The organism is Methylobacterium sp. J-043, from assembly GCF_022829505.1.
Classification (GTDB): domain Bacteria; phylum Pseudomonadota; class Alphaproteobacteria; order Rhizobiales; family Beijerinckiaceae; genus Methylobacterium; species Methylobacterium extorquens_A.
In genome coordinates this window covers 82961-101657 of sequence record NZ_JAKSYB010000026.1, presented here as the reverse complement: position 1 = coordinate 101657, position 18697 = coordinate 82961, and the positions used below count along the sequence as shown (strand labels likewise).

The following is an 18697-nucleotide window of genomic DNA, read 5'->3' as shown; positions in this document are numbered from 1 at the left end:
CCCGTCAGCGGCGGATCAGGATCACGCCGCCGACGAGCAAGGCGACGCCGATCAGGCGCGGCCCGTCGAGGGAGCGCTGGGCGAGGCCCATCCAGCCGAAATGGTCGAAGGTGACCGAGGCGAGCATCTGCCCGGCGACGAGCAGTGCGATGAAGGCCGCCGCGCCGAGTTGCGGCACGAGAACGATGGCCAACCCGATGAAGAGCGCGCCGAACAGGCCGCCGCTCCAGGCCCACCCCGGCACCCGCGCCGCCACGCCTGCCGCGGGAACGGGATCGCGCAGGGCCAGAACCAGCAGCGCCATGCAGGCGAGGCCGACGGCGTAGCTCGCGAAGCCGGCCCAGGCCGCCGACCCGAGTTCCGCCCGCAGGCGCGTGTTCAGCACCTGCTGCACGACGATGCTGATGCCCGCGCCGAGCGCGAGGAGGGAGGGAAGCAGGAGACGGAACATCGGCCCTCGGCCTCATTGATGGGTGCAGGCAGGCGCCTGGCACAACGCGGCCGGTGCATTGACGACCGCGAAGCTCCATGACGTCAAATGCCTCGAACGGCGCAGTCCATGCAGATGAGGCATGATGAACCCGGCCCATCTCGATCTGTTTCGTGCGGTGCTGCGCCACGGCGGCATGACGCGGGCCGCTGCGGCGCTCGGCATCGGCCAGCCGCATGTCAGCCGCGCCATCGCGCAGCTTGAGACCGATCTCGGATTTGCGCTGTTCGTGCGCGGCCACGGCGCCGCCCTGCCGACGCAAGAGGGTGAAGCCTTCGCCCGCGAGGTCGAGCGGACCTATGCCGGGCTCGATGCCCTGCGCGAGGCCGCGGGCCGGATTCGTGATCTCGGCACTGGTCCGCTCCGCGCTGCCTGCCAGCCCTCGCTCGCGGCGCGCCTGCTGCCCCGTGCCATCCGCGATCTGAACGGGGAACATCCCGGCATCCACGTCGCGGTGCTGGTGCCGAGCCCCGAAACGATCTGGTCCTGGGTGGCATCGGGGCAATGCGATGTCGGCCTCGCGCGGTGGCGTCCGGGCCATGAAGGGGTGGCCAGCGAACCCTTCCTCGCCGCCGATGCGGTGTGCGCGCTGCCCCGCGGGCATGCCTTGGCGCGCAAGACGACCATCACGGTCGCGGACCTCGCGAGCGAACCGTTGATCGCGGGCGCACCGAGTGTGTTTCAGGAAAGGGTCGAGGCGGCGTTTGCGGAGGCCGGCATCGCGCCGGCCATCAGCTTCACCGCGCAATACACGGCGGCGCGGTGCGGCCTCGTGGCCGAAGGCCTGGGCGTGGCCATCGTCGATCCGCTACCGGCGCGCAATCTCGCCGGCCTGCCGATCGTGCTGCGGCCGTTCCGACCACGTCTGTCCATCGAGACCGTGATGATCCACCCGGCAGGTCGCCCGCCGGGCCGGATCGCCGCACGCCTGATGGATCACCTGAGGGCGCAGCGCGACGCCCTCGGGCTGGGGATGGGATCCGGTCAGCGGTCGCTCAGCAGCAGGTAGAGCGCGTGGAGCGAGCCCGGTAGGTAGAACAGCAGGCAGAGCAGGATGTTGAAGAGGAATTGAATCCCGAATCCATGCGTCATCAGCACCGAGATCGGCGGCAGGAAGAACGCGATCAGGATCTTGATGAGGCTCGACAAAGGGACACTCCGGTTCGCTCACTGCGGTCGGGCGGTGAACGAAAGCGGAGCCGTTCGGTTCCGCATGCCGGCCCTCCCCATAAGGGAGGGCCGGCCGGATCGTTACGCCGCCTGCCTCAAGGCGTCGTAGAAGCGCCCCCCGGACTCGGCCATCGCCAGGAGGTTGTCCGGCGGGGTGAAGCGGGCGCCGTGCCGGGCTTCGAGCCCACGGGCCAGTTCCACGAACGCCCCCGCGCCCATGAAGTCGATGTAGGAGAGCGCGCCGCCGGTGAACGGGGCGAAGCCGAAGCCGAGGATCGAGCCGACATCCGCCTCGCGCGGATCGGTCACCACCCCCTCCTGCATCGTGCGGGCCGCCTCCAGCGCCTGCACCACGAGGAAGCGGTGCTTCAGCTCCTCCACGTCGATCCCCTCCGGGTCGAGCTGGTTCGGCTGGATCTCGGCAAGCCCCGGCCAGAGCTTCTTCTGGCCGCCCTCGGGATAATCGTAGAAGCCGCGCTTGTTCTTGCGCCCGAGCCGGCCATGCGTCTCGACCATCGCGACGAGGAGCCGCTTCTGATCCGGATCGACGGCGCCCTCGCCGAGCTGCGCCTCGGTCGCCCGCATGATCTTGAGGCCGAGATCGAGCGCCACCTCGTCGTTGAGCGAGAGCGGGCCGACCGGCATGCCGGCCATCCGCGCTACGTTCTCGATCATCGCCGGGGGCACGCCCTCGGCGAGCATCTTGTGGCCCTCCTGGATGTAGGCGAGCACGCAGCGGTTGGCGAAGAAGCCGCGGGAATCGTTGACGACGATGCCGGTCTTCTTGATCGCGCGGACGTAGTCGAGGGCGGTGGCCACCGCGCGGTCGCCGGTCTGGTTGCCGCGGATGATCTCCACGAGCAGCATCTTCTCGACCGGCGAGAAGAAGTGGATGCCGACGAATTGCTGCGGCCGCTTCGAGGTCTGGGCGAGCCCTGAGATCGGCAGGGTCGAGGTGTTGGAGGCGAAGATCGCGTGCTCCGGCAACGCGGCCTCAACCTTCGCGATCACCTCGGCCTTGACCCTCGGGTCCTCGAACACCGCCTCGATCACGAGGTCGCAATCGGACAGGGCGCCGTAATCGGGCGTCGCGGTGATGCGGGCGAGAAGGGCGTCGCGGTCGGCGGTCTTGGCCTTGCCGCGGTTGATCTGGCCGGTGATGAGCTTGTGGCAATGCGCCTTGCCGGAATCGGCCGCCTCTTGATCGCGGTCGATCAGCACGACCTCCATCCCGGCCTGCGCCGTGACGTAGGCGATGCCCGCGCCCATGAAACCGGCACCGATGACGCCGACCTTGCCGACCTTCGTCGCCTCCACGTCCTTCGGGCGGCGGGCGCCCTTGTTGATCTCGCCCATGGAGATGAACAGGGTGCGGATCATCGCCTGCGCCTCCTTGGTGCGCAGGATGTGGGCGAAGTAGCGACTCTCGACCCGGAGGCCGAGATCCATCGGCAGTTGCAGGCCCTCGTAGACCGAAGCCAGGATCGCCTTGGCGGCGGGGTAGTTGTCGTGGGTCTCGCGGCGGTAGATCGCGTTGGCCGGCGGCCAGATCATCATGCCGGCGGGCGAGTAGACCTTGCCGGAGGGCGCCTTGAACTTCGGCACGTCCCAGGGGGCCACCGCCGAGCCGCCCTCGCGGATCCAGGCCTTGGCCCGCTCGACGATCTCCGCGGCCGGGGCGACGGCGTGGGCCAGCCCCATGTTCTTGGCCATGAGCGAACGGATCTGCTCGCCCTTGAACAGCATCTGCAACGCGTCGCCGGTCTGCATCAGACGGGACACGCGCTGGGTGCCGCCGCCGCCGGGGAACAGGCCGACCTTGATCTCGGGCAGGCCGACACGGGTCTTGTCGTCGTCGGCGAGCACCCGGTGATGACAGGCCAACGCCAGCTCGAACGCGCCGCCGAGGCAGAGGCCGTGCACCGCCGCCGCGAACGGCTTGCCGCAGGTCTCCAGCTTGCGGAACACGAGGCTGAGACGGCGCGACTCCTCGAAGAAGTGGCGCATGGCGATTTCCTCGCCCTCGCTCGCCTTCAACCGCTCGTACTCGACCCCGAGGCCCTGGAGCATGGTGAGGTCGGCGCCGCCGGAGAAGTTGTTCTTTCCCGAGACGATGACGCAGCCCTTGATCGCCTCGTCGGCGACGACCGCGTCGACGATCCGTTCCAGCTCCGCCATCACCTCCATGGTGATGACGTTCATCGAACGGCCCGGCATGTCCCAGGTCGCGAGCGCGATGCCGTCGGCATCGGTCTCGAAGCGGAAATTCTCGGTTGCGGTCATCGCGGAGCCTCGAAGGAAAAGAGCCTGGCCGTATCGGAATTTTAACAAGGAGGGCTCGTCATGGCGGATGCAACGGGTGCGCGATCAGCCCCGGCTCTCCACACCAAACTCCAGACGGATCATGAAGACGGACGCCGGACCGCGAACCGCTTGCCGAGCCTGCCGCGACGGGGCGGATCTCGACTTTACCTTCACCATGGCCTTCCAGCCCATCGTCGACGTCGCCAACGCGCGCGTCTGGGGCTACGAGGCGCTGGTGCGCGGACCGGCCGGCGAGTCCGCCGGCTCGATCCTGTCTCGGGTGACCGAGGAGACGCTCTACCGGTTCGATCAGGCGGCGCGGGTCAAGGCGATCGAACTGGCCGGCCGCCTGTTCCCGCCGGGCGGCGACACCAAGTTGTCGATCAACTTCATGCCGAACGCGGTCTACGAGCCCGCGGCCTGCATCCGCGCCTCGCTGGAGGCCGCCCGCCGGGTCGGCTTCGACAACGGGCGCCTCAACTTCGAGTTCACCGAGAACGAGCGCTTCCAAGACATCACCCATGTCCAGCGCATCGTCACGGAGTACCGGCGGCAGGGCTTCCTCACGGCGCTCGACGATTTCGGCGCGGGCTATGCCGGCCTCGGCCTGCTGGCCAATTTCCGCCCGGACCTCATCAAGATCGACATGGATCTCGTGCGCGGCATCGATGCGGATGCCGGGCGCCGCACCATCGTCGGCGGCATCACCCAGATCGCGCGGGCGCTCGGCGTCGCGGTGATCGCCGAGGGCATCGAGACCGCGGCCGAGGCCGAGGCGCTGCACGGCCTCGGCATCGACCTGCTGCAGGGCTACCACTTCGCCCGTCCGGCGCTGGAGGCCCTGCCGCCGGTGGCGGGTTTCGCGGCCGACGGCGCAGGGGTGAAGCGCGTCGCCTGACGCCCTTTCCCCGAAGCTGCCCGCCGCGCCGCTCATCCTCAAGCCCTCACTCGCCGACTTGCGCGCCTACTTGGCCGGCGTCGGCATGCCGCCGGGCAGGCCGCCGGGAGCGCCGCCGGTCTGGTCGCTGGCGGCGGCGAGCGTCAGCATGTTCAAGAGCCGCGTCACCACCGCCTGCGAGAGCAGGTTCACCTCCGACTTCGGGTCGGCGTTGACGGCCTGGAACTTCTGGTAGGTCTTGTCCTCGTAGATCTTGTCGAGCTCCTTCAGCTCGTCGAGGCTGAACTTGTCGGCATACTGCTTGGACAGGCCGTCGAGCAGCTCCTTGCGCTGCTTGTCGAACTCGGCCTTGGCCTCCTTTCGCACCTTCTCGGCCTTGTCCTCGGGCATGGTGGAGACGGTCTTCTCGAGCGCGCCGCCGAAGCCGGTGTCGAGGTTCTTCAGCACCGTCTTCTCGGTGAGCTTGGTGGCCACAGCGAGCTTGTCCGCGTTGTCGTCGGCCTGCGCCGCGAGCGGCAGGACCAGCACGGCGGCGAGGCAGAGGGCGGCTTTCGTCATCTTCATCGTGGCGTTTCTCCCATTGGCGTTCTGGGGCCGCCCCGGTCGAAAAGGGCGCGGCGTGAGAGGCCCTTAGCAGCGTTTGCGCGCCGATGGCAGGGTCAGGGCGGCGGCGTGACGCCGCCCGGTCCGATCACACCCGCTCGATGATCGTCGCGGTGCCCATGCCGGCGCCGATGCACAGGGTGACGAGCGCCCGCTCTTTGCCGGTGCGCTCCAGCTCGTCGAGCACGGTGCCGAGGATCATCGCCCCGGTGGCCCCGAGCGGATGGCCCATGGCGATGGCGCCGCCGTTGACGTTGACCCGCGCCGGGTCGAGGTCGAAGGCTTGCTGGAAGCGGAGCACCACCGAGGCGAAAGCCTCGTTGATCTCAAAAAGGTCGATGTCGGACAGGTTCATGCCGGCCCGCGCCAGCACCTTCCGCGTGACATCGACCGGGCCCGTCAGCATCAGCGCCGGATCGGAGCCGATATTGGCGAACGCCCGGATGCGGGCACGCGGCCGCAGGCCCGCCGCGTCGCCGGCCTCGCGCGAACCGATCAGCACAGCCGCCGCCCCGTCCACGATGCCCGAAGAGTTGCCGGCATGGTGGACGTGCTCCACGGCCTCGACATCCGGATGGGCATCGACGGCGACGGCGTCGAAGCCGCCCATCTGGCCCATCTGCACGAAGGAGGCCTTCAGGCTCGCCAGCGATTGCATGTCGGTGGTCGGCCGCATGTGCTCGTCGCGGTCGAGCAGGGTGATGCCGTTGATGTCCCGCACCGGCACGACCGAGTTCTTGAACAGGCCCTCGTTCCAGGACCGGGCCGAGCGCTTCTGAGACTCGACGGCGTAGGCGTCGCAATCGTCGCGGGTGAAGCCGTACTTGGTGGCGATCAGGTCGGCCGAGACGCCTTGCGGCATGAAGTAGGATTTGACTGCGATCGCCGGATCGACCGGCCAGGCGCCGCCCGAGGCGCCGAGGCCGATGCGGCTCATCGACTCGACGCCGCCCCCCACGGTGAGGTCGTGCTGGCCGGCCATGACCTGCGCGGCGGCGAAGTTGATGGCGTCGAGGCCGGAGGCGCAGAAGCGGTTGATCTGCACGCCGGGTACGTGGGTGCCGTAATCGGCCACCAGCGCCGCGGCGCGAGCGATGTCGCCGCCGGCCTCGCCGACCGGATCGACGCAGCCGAGCACCACGTCGTCGACCTGCCGCGTGTCGAGCCCGTTTCGGTCCTTGAGGGCGCGCAAAGCCGTTTCCGCCAGGCGGAGCGCCGTCACCTCGTGTAGCGAGCCGTCCGGCTTGCCACGCCCGCGGGGGGTGCGGACGTGATCGTAGATGTAGGCCTCGGTCATCGTGCGCTTCCTCGTATCCCCGGTCGCCAGCATCTCCCTCTCCCACGGAGGGGAGAGGGTTTTCGGCAGCGTTTAAAACGCCTCGGCCGGCAGCGCCATGGTGGTCTCGGCGCCGGCCTTGATCCGTGCGAGGCGAAGGCCCGTCTCCGGCAGCATCCGCTCCATGAAGAAACGGCCGAGCACGAGCTTGGCGTCCATCCGCTCGGCGTCGGCGCCCTCCGCCTTCTTGGCGAGTGCCGCCCTCGCGATCTTGGCCCACATGTAACCCAGCACGACCTGACCCAACAGGTGCATCAGGTCGGTGGCGGCGGCGCCCGCGTTGTCGGGCTTCGAGAAGGCGTTCTGCATCAGCCACATCACCGCGGCCTGGAGGTCGTTCAGTGCGGGCTGGAGCGGCGCGACGAAGGGCTTCATCGCCTCGTCCTCGCCGTGGTCCTTGATGAAGGTCTGCACCTCGGTGAGGAAGGCCATCATCGCCCGGCCGCCGTCCTTGGGCAGCTTGCGGCCGATCAGGTCCATCGCCTGGATGCCGTTGGCGCCCTCGTAGATCATGGCGATGCGGGCATCGCGCACAAACTGCGACATACCCCATTCCTCGACATAGCCGTGGCCGCCGAACATCTGCTGCGCCTCGACCGCGTTGGCAAAGCCCCGGTCGGTCAGCACGCCCTTCACCACCGGCGTCATCAGGCCCAGCATGTCCTCGGCCGCCTGCCGCTCGGCCGCATCCTGCGAGCGGTGGGCGATGTCGGAGTTGAGGGCGGTCCAGAGCATCAGCGCGCGCGCCGCCTCGTTGAAGGCGCGGATCTGCATCAGCGTGCGGCGCACGTCCGGGTGGACGATGATCGGGTCGGCGGCCTTGTCCGGTGCCTTGGCTCCGGTGAGCGAGCGGCCCTGGAGACGCTCCTGCGCGTAGGCGACCGCGTTCTGGTAGGCGGCCTCAGACTGGCCGAGCCCCTGGACGCCGACGGCCAGCCGCGCCTCGTTCATCATCACGAACATCGCGGCCAGACCGCGGTTCGCCTCACCGACGAGCCAGCCCTTCGCCCCGTCGTAGTTCATCACGCAGGTGGAGTTCGCGTGAATGCCCATCTTGTGCTCGATCGAGCCGCAGGCGACCGCGTTGCGCTCGCCCACGGAGCCGTCCGTGTCGACGAGGAACTTCGGCACCACGAACAGCGAGATGCCCTTGGTGCCCGACGGCGCGCCCTCGATGCGGGCGATGACGAGGTGGACGATGTTCTCCGACAGGTCGTGCTCGCCCGCCGAGATGAAGATCTTGGTGCCAGTGAGGCTGTAGGAACCGTCGCCGTTGGGAACCGCCTTGGTCTTCAGCAGGCCCAGATCCGTGCCGCAATGCGGCTCGGTGAGGTTCATGGTGCCAGTCCAGGCGCCCTCGACCATCTTGGGCAGGTAGGTCGTCTTCTGCTCCTGCGAGCCGTGGACGAGCAGCGCGGCGATCGCTCCCTGCGTCAGGCCGGGATACATGCTGAGCGCGAGGTTGGCGCCGGAGACGAACTCCTGCATCGCCGTGTTGAGCACGTGCGGCAGGCCCTGGCCGCCGAACTCCTCGGGGATCGACAGGCCCATCCAGCCGCCGGCGGCGTAGGCGTCGTAGGCCGCCTTGAAGCCCTTCGGCGTCGCGACGCTGCCATCCTCCCGGCGGGTGCACCCCTCCCGGTCGCCGGACAGGTTCAGCGGCGCGAACACCTCCCCCGCGAGCCGGCCGCCCTCGCTCAGCACCGCCTGGGCCAGGTCGGCGGAGGCGTCGGCGAAGCCGGGGAGATTGTCGTAGCGATGGATCGCGAAAACGTCGTTGAGGAGGAACAGGGTGTCCTCGACCGGGGCCCGGTAGCTCGGCATCGCGTCAGCCTCCCGCATCTTTTTAAGGCGAGCCGCACCGATTCGGCGGGCTCCGATCCTCGATAGTTCATATGTAAACTATCCTGCGGCGGCTTCGCAAGAGCCGGCCGGGCCGGTCCCCGGTGCGACCCGCGCGCCACCATGCAGGCCCGTCCCGGAAAAGCGCGGCCCTTCGCTCACACCCTTAACCAGGCATTTACCAAGAATGGAAAAGGTCGTCGCAGTCCGAACCGCAGTCCGCCGCTTCACGCCTCGCGCGAAACGTTGGTCCGCCGGGCACCGGAAGCCGCCGACTTCGGATCTCCGCGAGATGAAACAGACTGCCCCGATCAGCCTCGACAGCTTCGACCCGGAGGTACTCGCGGCTGCCCGCGAGGTCGCCCGGCGAGCGGGGGTGCCGCTGGAGAGCTGGATCGCCTCGGTGGCGACGCCCGACCCGTCGAAGCCGGGCCCGAGGCGGCGGCGCGCGGATGCTGTGCCCCAGGCCAGGGAGGCCGGCGCCGAGACGGCCCGGCAGGTCGGAGGCCGGGCGACGGAGAAGGCGCCCGCACCCACCCCACGGAAGGACGGGCCGCAGCACAAGCGCCGCGAGGCCGCTCAGAGCGCTTCGGCGGCTGAAGCGGCGGAAACGACGTCGCTCGAAGCCTCGCTCGGCGCGATGATGCGGCGGCTCGATGCCCTCGACCGTTCGATCAGCCAGGAGCGCGAGGCGTCCAAGGCCGACGCCGCCCGGATGATCGGCGAGATCGAGGCGCGGCTGACCACGGCCCGCCAGCCGGCGGCGCCGGAAATGATCGCCGGACGCATCGCCGACATCGAACGCAAGATGGGCGAGATCGCCGGCCAGCTCGACACGCCCCGGCCGCTCGGCCGGCGCGGGCGCCCGCTCGCCAGCGAGGTCCGCGATGCCGTCGCCGAGGTGCGCCGCCGCCAGCGCGAGCTGGAAGAGGGCATCGCCGAATGGAACGCCGCCAGCGCGGGAGAACCGAAGGACGGCCCCGCGCCGCTTTCGGTGACGCAGGCCGAGGAAAGGTCCGGCCAGGAGCCGTCCCCGGCCGTCGCCGAACTGCAGCGCGAGACGAACCGGCTGCGCGACGCGCTCGGCGGCCTCGCCACCGGCCGCGACGTGAGCGAGCTGGAGCAGACCATGCAGGCCGTCGCCAGCGACCTCCAGCGGGCGCGTGCGCCGCAGGAACTCGCCGCCATCGCCGCACCGGTCGAGCTGATGCGCCTCCAGGTGGAGCGGATCGCCGAAGACGTGGCGGACAACGTCCACGCCCGCATCGCGGGTGAGGTGGAGCGCTTGGCCGGCAAGGTCGATGCCGTCCTCTCCGGGGCCCTGTCCGGCCCGGCCGACCAGAGCGCCCTCGACGCCGTTTTCCGCGAACTCGACGAGATCCGCCGCCTCGTGGCGTCCCTGGCGGGGCCGGAGCGGATCCAGAGCCTCGCCCAGGGCGTGCAGGCGATCAGCGCCCAGATCGCGCAGCTCCAGCGGGACGAGGATGCGGGCATCGCCACCCTCAAGCCGCTGCTGGAGGAGATCCGCGGCGAGCTGAAGGCGCCCGATTCATCCCGCGAGATTCCCGGCGCGCTTCTCGGACGCTTCGAGGCGCTCGCCGAGCGGCTCGACGGGGCCGAGACCGGCTCCGTCGGCGAGCTGATCGAGCGGCTCGAAGGGGTGGCCGAAAAGGTCGATCGCGTCAGCGCGGGCGGCAACGGGCTCGATGCCCTCGAAAGCCACGTCCTCGCCCTGGCGAGCCGCCTCGAAGCGCCGCGCGACACCGATCCGGCCGTGGCGCGCCTCGAGCGCTCCATGGGCGACCTGCTCGCCCAGGTCACGGCCCTGCGCAACGGAACCGATCTGGAGGCCACCGTCGCGCATGCGGTCCGCGAGGCCGTGGCCGGCTCGGCTGCCCCGCCTGCGGCCGGCGGCGGTTTCGAGCTGTTGCGGGCCGATCTCGCCGAGATGCGGGCGAGCCAGAAGGGCGCGGACCAACGCCTCCAATCGACGATGGAGGGCGTCCAAACGGTGCTGATGCGGCTGAGCGAGCAGCTCGACCGTACCCTGACCTCGTCCGCGGCACTCACCGCCGCCGCCCCGCAGGAGCGCACGCCCGTCGCGTTGACCTCGGCCGAGCGCGTCGATCAGGAGCGCGTCGCGCACGAGCGCCCCGCCGCCCCGAAGCCAGCCGCCCAGCCGTCTTCTCAGCAGTCTTCCCAGAACCTCCCCCGCCCGAACCGGACTGCGCCGTCCGACGAGGTCGGCGGGGCGGATGCGAGCCGCCTGTCCGAAGAGCTTCTGGAGCCCGGTGCCGGCCGGCCCGGACCCGGCCGCCCGGCCACGCCGGAAGCGAGCCCCGCTGCCACCGGCGGCGCCGACATCAAGACGAGCTTCATCGCCGCCGCACGCCGTGCCGCACAGGCGGCGCAGACCGAAGCGGCCTCCGAGGCCCCGCTGACGGCGCGCCTGCGCGACAAGGTCGCCCCGGCCCGCGTGCCGGGCGCGGAGACGACGCCGCTTTCGCGGATCCGCGGTGCCCTCGACGGCCGCCGCCGCACGCTCCTGCTCGGCCTCGCCGCCGTGGTGCTGGCGCTCGGCGCCTACCAAGCCTTCCACGCGGGCAAGGGCGCTCCGACCGTCGACCCGGCGGCACCGGAGGCCCGTCCGGTGGCGAGCACCGCGCCGGCGGCCTCCGCCGACGCCACCGTGAGCCGCACCGAGACCACGGCCGAGCCCGCTCAGGCGGCGTCTTCACAGGCCCAGGCTGCGCCCGCGACCGCCCCCCAGATCGGGACATCGGCCCAAGGCGGAACCCAGACGACGCCCGATCCGGCGACGACCCAATCCCTCGCCGAGCCGAAAGCCGCGACGGCCAAGCGCGGCTTGCCCCAGGTCGCAGGCATGAGCGTGCTCGGCCCCGACCTCACCGGCCTACCGCCGGCCCTGTCCAAGCTCAAGCAGGACGCGCTCGACGGCGACGGCGCCGCGGTCTGGGAACTCGCCTCCCGCGAGGCCGAGGGCCGGGGCGTGACGCGCGACCTCGCGATCGCCGCCAAGCTCTACGAGCGGCTCGCCAATGCCGGCTACGCGCCGGCTCAGTTCAAGGTCGGCAACGCCTACGAGAAGGGCTCGGGCGTGGTCCGGGACATCGAGAAGGCGAAGGGCTGGTACGGCCGCGCCGCGGATCAGGGCAACATCCGCGCGATGCACAACCTCGCCGTGATGCATGCCGAGAACCCGGCGGCCAACGGCAAGGCGGACTTCGTGACCGCCGCGAACGCCTTCCGCCGGGCCGCGGAACACGGGGTGCGCGACAGCCAGTACAACCTGGCCGTGCTCTACGCCCGTGGCCTCGGCGTCGGGCAGGATCTCGTCCAATCCTATCTCTGGTTCTCGGCCGCCGCCATCCAGGGGGACCAGGAAGCGGGCCGCAAGCGGGACGAGGTCGCCGCCAAGCTCTCGCAGAAGGATCTCGCCGAGGCCAAGAGCCTCGCCTCGGGCTTCAAGGCGAAACCCGTCGATCCGGCCGCGAACGAGGCGCCGTCCCAGAAGGCCACCGCCGCAGCGGGGATGTCCCTGATGGGCGCGCCGTCACCCGGCATGCCGACCGCCGCGTCACAATCGGCGCAGAAGCGCTTCGGGGTCTGATACGGTTTCCGCTTGATTCAAGCGGGGACCGTATCGGCAAGCCCGCGCGGCGCCTGAGCGAAGCCCAAATCCGCTATCCCGACGGGATCAACCGGATTCGGTATGAAAGACGCCGAGCCGACGCCGGCAGGCACAGCGTTACGGCTCTGCAAGAAAGGCCGCGTTCCCGACGGGAACGCGGCCTTTCTTGTCTTCGCTGTCCGACAAGTCCCAGCCTGCGCAGACCAAAAAACGAGCCGGCGGATCGGCGCGAAACCGTACACGCGCAGGCTCGATGTCCAGTTCACCGGTGAGCGCCTGAGAGCGCCAACCTCCGTGAGCGGCCCGACGGTGAGGCTCATGCCATCAGCCGTACGCCGGGACCCCGCCAAGCCTACTCGTATCTCTATTGTACGGCCGAGTATCCGTTTTAATCCGTTCTAATATAATTATATTTCCTCGGATTAAAATATATCACAATATTGTGCTCAAACACACTTTCCTTGGGCGATTTGCATGTTACTTGTGCTCTTGCTTCGAAATTAATCGGCAATTGAACACGAGAGGAGCAGAACATGCTGCGCTTTGCATCATACGCATCCGTCCTCCTTCTTGCGTTCGCGACCACGGTGGCACCGGTCGCGGCGCAGTCGGCCCGCGCCAAGAAGGGAACTTGGACCGCGCTGCCGTCGCAAATCGTCCCGCCGGAACCAGCCCGCATCGCCAATGGCGGCTTCGGCGCGCTTCCGCTCGCGGTGGGCGGCCCATCCGGCTACTGCGACATCGTCGTGAAGCGGGGCGGCGGTAATCCGACCCAGGACATGACCGGCTCGATCGGCCACGCGAAGAGCTACCAAGCCGGCGGCGGCGGCCCTGCCCGCCAGCGGGTGTGCTCGCGCTAGAGCATCATCCCGAAAGGTGGCTTCCCGCTTTCGGAAAAAGATGATGCAAAAACAATAGCCTAGAGCATCGTTTGAGCCATCATTCGGCGCTCCTCAGCTCGAGGGGCGCCGTTCTGCGTCAGACCAGCGGCGCCATCTCCGCCTGACGCGCCGGCTTCTCCATCCCCGGCTTCTCGTAGGCCGCGACGTCGAAATCGTCGCTCGGGATGCGGACGAGGAAGCGCTCGGCCATCTCGAACATCAGGATGTCGGGGCGCACCCGCTCGACGTAGCCCCAGTCGATGCTGGACGACCAGATGAAGTGCATCTCGCGGAAGGTCTCGGCGAGGAAGCTGGTCAGCATGATCGGCGCGAAATGCGCGTAGGAATCCCCGAACAGCACCAGGGTGCGCGGGTCGGCCTGGGGGGAGGGGTTCCGGTAGATGACGTGGGCGCCGACATGGAGGTCGCCCGCCCGGCCCTCCGCCTCGTAGGACTCGACGAGGGGACTCGCATAGGCGCGTGACGCGTCGCGGTGCACCGCCCAGTTCACCACCGTCTCCCGCGGCCGGTCGGGCAGTTTGTCGCCGAGATCCCACAGCCCGTCATGGGGAAAGCGCGGGCGCTCGGCGATATCGGGCGGCGCCACGGCACCGCAGGCCCGCAGCAGCGCCCGGCACGCGATCAGGCATCCCTCGTAGGTCCAGTGCGAATCGGTGAGGCGGTAGAGCGGTTCCGCCCCGTCACGGGCGGCACGCAGGGGCGCGACGAGATCGACGAAGCCGCCCATCCGGTCGAGACGGCGGGCGAGCCGCCGGGCCGGCGACAGGCGCGCGTCGTAGTCGAGGTCGAGCGTGCGGTCGTCGTAGACCGAGAGCTTTTCCGGCACGATGGTGTGGATGTAGCGGATGCCGAGCGCCTGGGCGCGAGCGGACCGCGCCTCGATCAGTCGCGCCCAGCGGCGCAGGTGCCACCATACGGCGAGCGAGCGCCGGTATTGGAGGAGCACCCCGTTGGTGCCCCCGATCAGGAACAGCCATCCGTCGCGTCCCCGGTGGACGATCTCTCTCTTCCTGCGGGCCATGGCAGTGTCCTAGACGCAGCTAGGCCGGCTGAACAGCGCAGGCGCATCACACGTCGCCGGCTGGAACCTTCCCTGCGCCGCGCCATCTTGCTCGGACCCGCGCCGGGCGCCCCGGCCTCGACCGAGAGTTCAAGCGTTGCCCGAGCCCGCCCCGCTGATCCTGACCCTGCAGATGGACGAGGCGGCCTTCGCCACCTTCGACGGTTTGCGGCGGCGGCATTTCCCCGAGGCGCTGAACCACATCCCCGCCCACGCGACGCTGTTCCACCACCTGCCGGGCGAGGATGCGGCGGGCATGACCGAGACGGTGACAGCACTGGCCCGCGCCCAGGCCGCACCGGAGGTCGCGGTGACGGGGGTGCGTTTCACCGGGCGCGGCGTTGCCTACGCGCTGGAATCGGACGCGTTGTCCGCGTTCCGCCAGCGGGTCGCGGCAGCGTTCCGCGATCGTCTCACGGCGCAGGATCGGCAGGGCTGGCGTCCGCACGTCACCGTGCAGAACAAGGTCGCCCCCGAGACCGCCCGCGCGCTGCATGCCGCGCTGGCCCAGGACTTCGAACCTTCGCACTTCCGGGCACCGGGCGTGCTGCTATGGCGTTATCTCGGCGGCCCGTGGGAGCGGATCGCCACGATCGCATTCGGGGATGCGGCATGAGACTGCCCGGTATCGCACGCACCGGCGGCGGCGCCCTCTGGCGCGGCTCGTCCGCCGTCTGGCTGCGGCTTCACCTCAACGAGGTCGGGCCGCTGGTGTCGCTGCTTCTCGTCAGCACCCTCGGCTACGGCTTCTTCGCGCTCGCCCGCGAGGTCGGCGAAGGCTCCACTGCCGCCCTCGACCGCAAGATCCTGCTCGGGTTGCGCAACCCCGCCGACCTCTCGGACCCGCTCGGGCCCGCTTGGCTGGAGGAGGCGATGCGCGACATCACCGGATGGGGCAGCGTCGTCACCATCGTGTTCCTCACGGCGGCGGCGGTGATCTACCTCGCGCTCTCCGGCCGGCGGCGCGTCGCGGTGTTCGTGCTGGCCGCCGTCGGCGGCGGCGAAGCCGTCTCGACGGTGCTCAAGCTGTTCTACCACCGCCCCCGGCCCGACCTCGTGCCGCACGGCATGGAGGTGTTCACGGCGAGCTTCCCGTCGGGCCACGCGATGATGTCGGCGATCGCCTACCTCACGCTCGCGACCTTGCTCGCCCGCGTCGAGCGGCGGCGCAGCGTGAAAGCGTTGATGCTGGCGCTCGGCATCGGGATGACGGTGCTAGTCGGCATCAGCCGCGTCTATCTCGGCGTGCATTGGCCCAGCGATGTGGTGGCGGGCTGGTGCGTCGGCGCCGCCTGGGCGGCCCTGTGCTGGTTCGTCGCGCTCCAGCTCCAGCGCCGGGGCGAGGTGGAGGATCCCGATCCGACACCCGCATCGACCGGTCCCGGCCAGCTCAAAGGGACCTCCGCGCCGGGCTGACGCGTTCCGGCCTCGTGCTCGCAAGGCACCTGATCAGCAAGGCCGGAAATCCTGTCATGAGCGACGACCTCCAACTGTCCCGGCGCCTCCTTCTCGCGGGCGGCGCCGGCCTGACCGGCGCGGCCCTCGGCCTCGGTGGGAGTGCGCGGGCCGCCGGCGCGCCGGCTCCCTCGGTGCCGGCCGATACCGGTGCGGTTCAGGGCGACCGGATCGTCTTCCCGAACTGGCGCGATTCGGGCGACGCGCCGCCCCCGCCGCCGCCCGCGCCGATGCCTCCGTCCGAGCGGGTCGGCTTCGCCATCGTCGGGCTCGGGCGCCTGAGCCTGGAGGAAATCCTCCCGGCCTTCGGTGAAGCGAAAAAAGCGAAGGTCGTCGCGCTGATGTCGGGCTCGCCGGAGAAGGCCAAGCTCACGGCGGCGCAGTACGGCATCCCCGCGGACGCGGTCTACGCTTACGACCAGTGGGACCGGCTGAAGGCCAACCCCGCGGTCAAGGCGGTCTACATCGTCACGCCGAACGGCTTGCACCGGGACAACGTGCTGGCCGCCGCGGGCGCGGGCAAGCACGTGCTGTGCGAGAAGCCGATGGCGAACACATCGGCCGAAGCGCAAGAGATGATCGAGGCCTGCCACAAGGCCGGCGTCAAGCTGATGATCGCCTATCGCTGCCAGTACGAGCCGTTCAACCGGGAGGTGGCGCGGCTCGCCCGCTCGGGCGAGTTCGGGCGGGTGAAGATGGTCGAGGCCTTCAACGGACAGACCACGGCGCTGCCCGAGCAGTGGCGCCTGCGCAAGGCGCTCGCGGGCGGCGGGGCGCTGCCGGATATCGGCCTCTACTGCCTCAACGGCGTGCGGGCGCTGCTCGGCGAGGAGCCGGTCTCGATCCAGGCGCAGATCGTGACGCCCGAGAACGATCCGCGGTTCAAGGAGGTCGAGGAGAGCGTCGCCTTCACGCTCCGCTTTCCCTCCGGCGTGATCGCCCAATGCGGCACGAGCTACGGCGTCCACGAGAGCCGCGAATTGCGGGTCCACACGACGGGCGGCTCGCTCGATCTGCACAACGCCTTCGCCTATCGCGGCCAGCGTCTCACCATCGCCCACCGCGAGGGCAGCCACGTCCAGCGCGACGAGCCGGTGCTGACGCCCAAGAACCAGTTCGCGCTCGAACTCGATCACATGGCCGAGTGCATCCTGACCGACCGCCGCCCCCGCACGCCCGGCGAGGAGGGCTTGCAGGACATGATCCTGATGGAAGCGATCTACGCGGCGGCCCGCTCCGGCCAGCCCGTCACCGTCGGCCCGCTCGCGGGAACGGGGCAGGGGGCCGATGCGACGCGGGGACCGGCGCTGGAGGGAAAGTAACGCCGCTTCCGGGTATCGCTTCGGCGCAGCGCACCCCTCTCACCGCACGCGGCAAGGGGGGTGCCCGCGTTCAAACCGAGAAGAGGCCCACGCGGCTACGCCTATTCTCCCCAGCGCACGAACAGCGCAATGGCGACGATGGCGAGGACGGCGAGCAGCCACGCCTCGCCCACGGTCAGCGCATAGGCGAGCAGACCGAAGAAGCCGAGGGCGATGCCGAGCATGGTCGCGACGGCGACGGGGTTCATGGCGGGTGGTTTTTATCGACGGGATCGGGGTCCGGCACCCTCCGGGGCACCGGACTTCACAACTCTGAGGTAGGGCGGCGTCAGGCCGTCTGAAGGGCCGACGCGACACGCGCCAGCGACGGCAAGCCCTTCACCGGGCCGATGGCGGCCAGGGTCGGGGCGCCGCGCAGCAGAGCGCGGCCGGCCGCGCGCACATGCTCGACCTCGACCGCATCGACCTTGGCGATCAATTCCTGCGGCGGGATCACCCGGCCCCAGGCGAGAAGCTGGCGGGCGTTGCGCTCAATGCGACCGCCCGGCGTCTCGAGGGCCGTGAGCAGGGAAACCTTGAGCTGGGCCTTGGCACGGGCGAGTTCGGCCGCGTCGAGCCGCTCCGCCGCCTCGCGGGTGGTGGCGATGGTGACATCGACGAGTTCGGCCAGATCCGCACCCGAGGTGCCGGCGCCGATGCCGAACAGGCCGCAATCGTTGAAGGGCCAGTGGAAGGCCTGGATGTCGTAGGCGAGGCCGCGGGTCTCGCGCACCTCGTGCCAGAGCCGCGAGGTCAGCCCGCCGCCGAGCACCTGCGAGAACAGATGAAGCGCGTAGTAGCCGTCGTCTCGGAAGGAGAGGCCGGGCAGGCCGAGGACGAGATTGGCCTGTTCGAGCCGTTTCTGCATCCGCCGCTCGCCGCCGCCGTAGAGGCCGGGCACGGCCGGGGGTGCCGCGACGGGCTTCAGGGCGCCGAAATGGCGCTCGGCCGCCTCGACGATCTCGGCATGCTCCACCGCGCCGGCGGCGGCGAGCACCATGCGCTCGGGCACATATTCGCGGGCGATGTAGGCCTCGATCGCGGCGCGGTCGAAGCTCTGGATCGTCTCGGGCCGGCCCAGGATCGGCCGGCCGATCGGCTGGTCGGGGAAGGCCGTCTCGATGAACGCGTCGTAGACGACGTCGTCGGGCGTATCTTCGACCGCCGCGTATTCCTGAAGGATGACGCCCTTCTCGCGGGCCAACTCGCCCGCATCGAAGACCGAGCGGGTGAGGATGTCGCCGAGCACGTCGAGGGCCACGCCCGCATCCTCGCCGAGCACCCGCGCGGTGTAGCTCGTGCTCTCCGTGCTGGTGGCGGCGTTGATCTCGCCGCCGACATTCTCGATATCCTCGGCGATCTTCCGAGCCGAGCGCGTCGCCGTGCCCTTGAAGGCCATGTGCTCGATCAGGTGACTGAGCCCGTGCTCGTCAGGCCGCTCGTGCCGCGAGCCCGCCCCGACCCAGACGCCGAGCGTGGCGGTGGCAACGCCGGGGATCGTCTCGGTGGCAACGGTCAGGCCGTTATCGAGCCGGCTCACGGTGAGGCCGGGCGAGGCGCCGAAGGTCGAGAAATGCTGGTTCATGCAAACTCCGATCGATCCCTGCGTCATGCGGAGCGCGTC

Annotated in this window: 16 protein-coding genes; 7 read left to right on the top strand and 9 right to left on the bottom strand. The window is 69.8% G+C overall.

Annotation, left to right across the window (positions count from 1 at the left end):
* Positions 1-4: 4 nt before the first annotated feature.
* A complete protein-coding gene (locus tag MKK50_RS02885; RefSeq protein WP_253370988.1) occupies positions 5-451 on the bottom strand; it encodes a DMT family transporter in 447 nt (148 codons plus the stop codon).
* A 121-nt stretch (positions 452-572) separates the two neighbouring features.
* On the opposite strand from MKK50_RS02885, the gene MKK50_RS02880 reads away from it, so the two are divergent.
* A complete protein-coding gene (locus tag MKK50_RS02880) occupies positions 573-1499 on the top strand; it encodes a LysR family transcriptional regulator (RefSeq protein WP_499020276.1) in 927 nt (308 codons plus the stop codon).
* Here MKK50_RS02880 and MKK50_RS02875 read toward each other — a convergent pair.
* The gene (locus MKK50_RS02875) at positions 1475-1639 is read right to left on the bottom strand and encodes a YqaE/Pmp3 family membrane protein (RefSeq protein ID WP_253370984.1); all 165 of its coding nucleotides are present in this window, start codon (positions 1637-1639) and stop codon (positions 1475-1477) included. The genes MKK50_RS02880 and MKK50_RS02875 overlap by 25 nt on opposite strands.
* Positions 1640-1741: 102 nt before the next feature.
* A complete protein-coding gene (locus MKK50_RS02870) occupies positions 1742-3943 on the bottom strand; it encodes an FAD-dependent oxidoreductase (protein ID WP_499020274.1) in 2202 nt (733 codons plus the stop codon).
* A gap of 121 nt (positions 3944-4064) precedes the next feature.
* Here MKK50_RS02870 and MKK50_RS02865 point away from each other — a divergent pair, with 121 nt between their 5' ends.
* Entirely contained in the window at positions 4065-4862 is a 798-nt protein-coding gene (locus tag MKK50_RS02865) for an EAL domain-containing protein (RefSeq protein WP_499020272.1), read from the top strand.
* 66 nt (positions 4863-4928) lie between these two features.
* On the opposite strand, the gene MKK50_RS02860 is transcribed toward MKK50_RS02865, so the two are convergent.
* From MKK50_RS02860 to MKK50_RS02850, 3 genes are all read right to left on the bottom strand, one after another.
* A complete protein-coding gene (locus MKK50_RS02860; protein WP_253370979.1) occupies positions 4929-5426 on the bottom strand; it encodes a DUF2059 domain-containing protein in 498 nt (165 codons plus the stop codon).
* A 127-nt stretch (positions 5427-5553) separates the two neighbouring features.
* Positions 5554-6762, bottom strand: a complete 1209-nt coding sequence (locus MKK50_RS02855) for an acetyl-CoA C-acetyltransferase (RefSeq protein WP_499020270.1) — start codon at positions 6760-6762, stop codon at positions 5554-5556.
* 72 nt (positions 6763-6834) lie between these two features.
* Positions 6835-8625, bottom strand: coding sequence for an acyl-CoA dehydrogenase C-terminal domain-containing protein (locus MKK50_RS02850; RefSeq protein ID WP_499020269.1), 1791 nt, complete (start codon positions 8623-8625; stop codon positions 6835-6837).
* A 310-nt stretch (positions 8626-8935) separates the two neighbouring features.
* Here MKK50_RS02850 and MKK50_RS02845 point away from each other — a divergent pair, with 310 nt between their 5' ends.
* Both MKK50_RS02845 and MKK50_RS02840 read left to right on the top strand, forming a co-directional pair.
* Complete coding sequence (locus MKK50_RS02845; protein ID WP_499020267.1) at positions 8936-12274, top strand: hypothetical protein; 3339 nt, start codon at positions 8936-8938, stop codon at positions 12272-12274.
* Positions 12275-12828: 554 nt separating this feature from the next.
* Positions 12829-13155, top strand: a complete 327-nt coding sequence (locus MKK50_RS02840; protein WP_253370970.1) for a hypothetical protein — start codon at positions 12829-12831, stop codon at positions 13153-13155.
* 118 nt (positions 13156-13273) lie between these two features.
* On the opposite strand, the gene MKK50_RS02835 is transcribed toward MKK50_RS02840, so the two are convergent.
* Positions 13274-14218 carry an alginate O-acetyltransferase AlgX-related protein gene (locus MKK50_RS02835; RefSeq protein ID WP_499020265.1) on the bottom strand — a complete coding sequence of 315 codons (945 nt, stop codon included), beginning with the start codon at positions 14216-14218 and terminating at the stop codon, positions 13274-13276.
* 136 nt (positions 14219-14354) lie between these two features.
* Between MKK50_RS02835 and MKK50_RS02830 the strand changes: the two genes are divergently transcribed.
* From MKK50_RS02830 to MKK50_RS02820, 3 genes are read left to right on the top strand one after another with little or no spacing between them, the layout of a single operon-like run.
* A complete protein-coding gene (locus MKK50_RS02830) occupies positions 14355-14873 on the top strand; it encodes a 2'-5' RNA ligase family protein (protein WP_499020264.1) in 519 nt (172 codons plus the stop codon).
* On the top strand, positions 14870-15673 hold the full coding sequence (locus MKK50_RS02825; protein WP_253370965.1) for a phosphatase PAP2 family protein: 804 nt from the start codon (positions 14870-14872) through the stop codon (positions 15671-15673). The genes MKK50_RS02830 and MKK50_RS02825 overlap by 4 nt, the downstream gene beginning before the upstream one ends.
* A 56-nt stretch (positions 15674-15729) precedes the next feature.
* A complete protein-coding gene (locus tag MKK50_RS02820) occupies positions 15730-17034 on the top strand; it encodes a Gfo/Idh/MocA family protein (RefSeq protein ID WP_499020262.1) in 1305 nt (434 codons plus the stop codon).
* A gap of 101 nt (positions 17035-17135) precedes the next feature.
* Here the strand turns inward: MKK50_RS02820 and MKK50_RS02815 are convergent, their stop codons facing one another.
* Positions 17136-17282 carry a hypothetical protein gene (locus MKK50_RS02815; RefSeq protein WP_499020261.1) on the bottom strand — a complete coding sequence of 49 codons (147 nt, stop codon included), beginning with the start codon at positions 17280-17282 and terminating at the stop codon, positions 17136-17138.
* Positions 17283-17362: 80 nt separating this feature from the next.
* Complete coding sequence (locus MKK50_RS02810; RefSeq protein WP_253370959.1) at positions 17363-18658, bottom strand: M16 family metallopeptidase; 1296 nt, start codon at positions 18656-18658, stop codon at positions 17363-17365.
* Between the last annotated feature and the right edge of the window lie 39 nt (positions 18659-18697).

Bases quoted from the DNA above. Each gene is read 5' to 3' on its own strand.
- MKK50_RS02885 (WP_253370988.1), bottom strand. From the start codon at position 451: ATGTTCCGTCTCCTGCTTCCCTCCCTCCTCGCGCTCGGCGCGGGCATC.
- MKK50_RS02880 (WP_499020276.1), top strand. From the start codon at position 573: ATGATGAACCCGGCCCATCTCGATCTGTTTCGTGCGGTGCTGCGCCAC.
- MKK50_RS02870 (WP_499020274.1), bottom strand. From the start codon at position 3,943: ATGACCGCAACCGAGAATTTCCGCTTCGAGACCGATGCCGACGGCATC.
- MKK50_RS02865 (WP_499020272.1), top strand. From the start codon at position 4,065: ATGAAGACGGACGCCGGACCGCGAACCGCTTGCCGAGCCTGCCGCGAC.
- MKK50_RS02860 (WP_253370979.1), bottom strand. From the start codon at position 5,426: ATGAAGATGACGAAAGCCGCCCTCTGCCTCGCCGCCGTGCTGGTCCTG.
- MKK50_RS02855 (WP_499020270.1), bottom strand. From the start codon at position 6,762: ATGACCGAGGCCTACATCTACGATCACGTCCGCACCCCCCGCGGGCGT.
- MKK50_RS02850 (WP_499020269.1), bottom strand. From the start codon at position 8,625: ATGCCGAGCTACCGGGCCCCGGTCGAGGACACCCTGTTCCTCCTCAAC.
- MKK50_RS02845 (WP_499020267.1), top strand. From the start codon at position 8,936: ATGAAACAGACTGCCCCGATCAGCCTCGACAGCTTCGACCCGGAGGTA.
- MKK50_RS02840 (WP_253370970.1), top strand. From the start codon at position 12,829: ATGCTGCGCTTTGCATCATACGCATCCGTCCTCCTTCTTGCGTTCGCG.
- MKK50_RS02835 (WP_499020265.1), bottom strand. From the start codon at position 14,218: ATGGCCCGCAGGAAGAGAGAGATCGTCCACCGGGGACGCGACGGATGG.
- MKK50_RS02825 (WP_253370965.1), top strand. From the start codon at position 14,870: ATGAGACTGCCCGGTATCGCACGCACCGGCGGCGGCGCCCTCTGGCGC.
- MKK50_RS02820 (WP_499020262.1), top strand. From the start codon at position 15,730: ATGAGCGACGACCTCCAACTGTCCCGGCGCCTCCTTCTCGCGGGCGGC.
- MKK50_RS02815 (WP_499020261.1), bottom strand. From the start codon at position 17,282: ATGAACCCCGTCGCCGTCGCGACCATGCTCGGCATCGCCCTCGGCTTC.
- MKK50_RS02810 (WP_253370959.1), bottom strand. From the start codon at position 18,658: ATGAACCAGCATTTCTCGACCTTCGGCGCCTCGCCCGGCCTCACCGTG.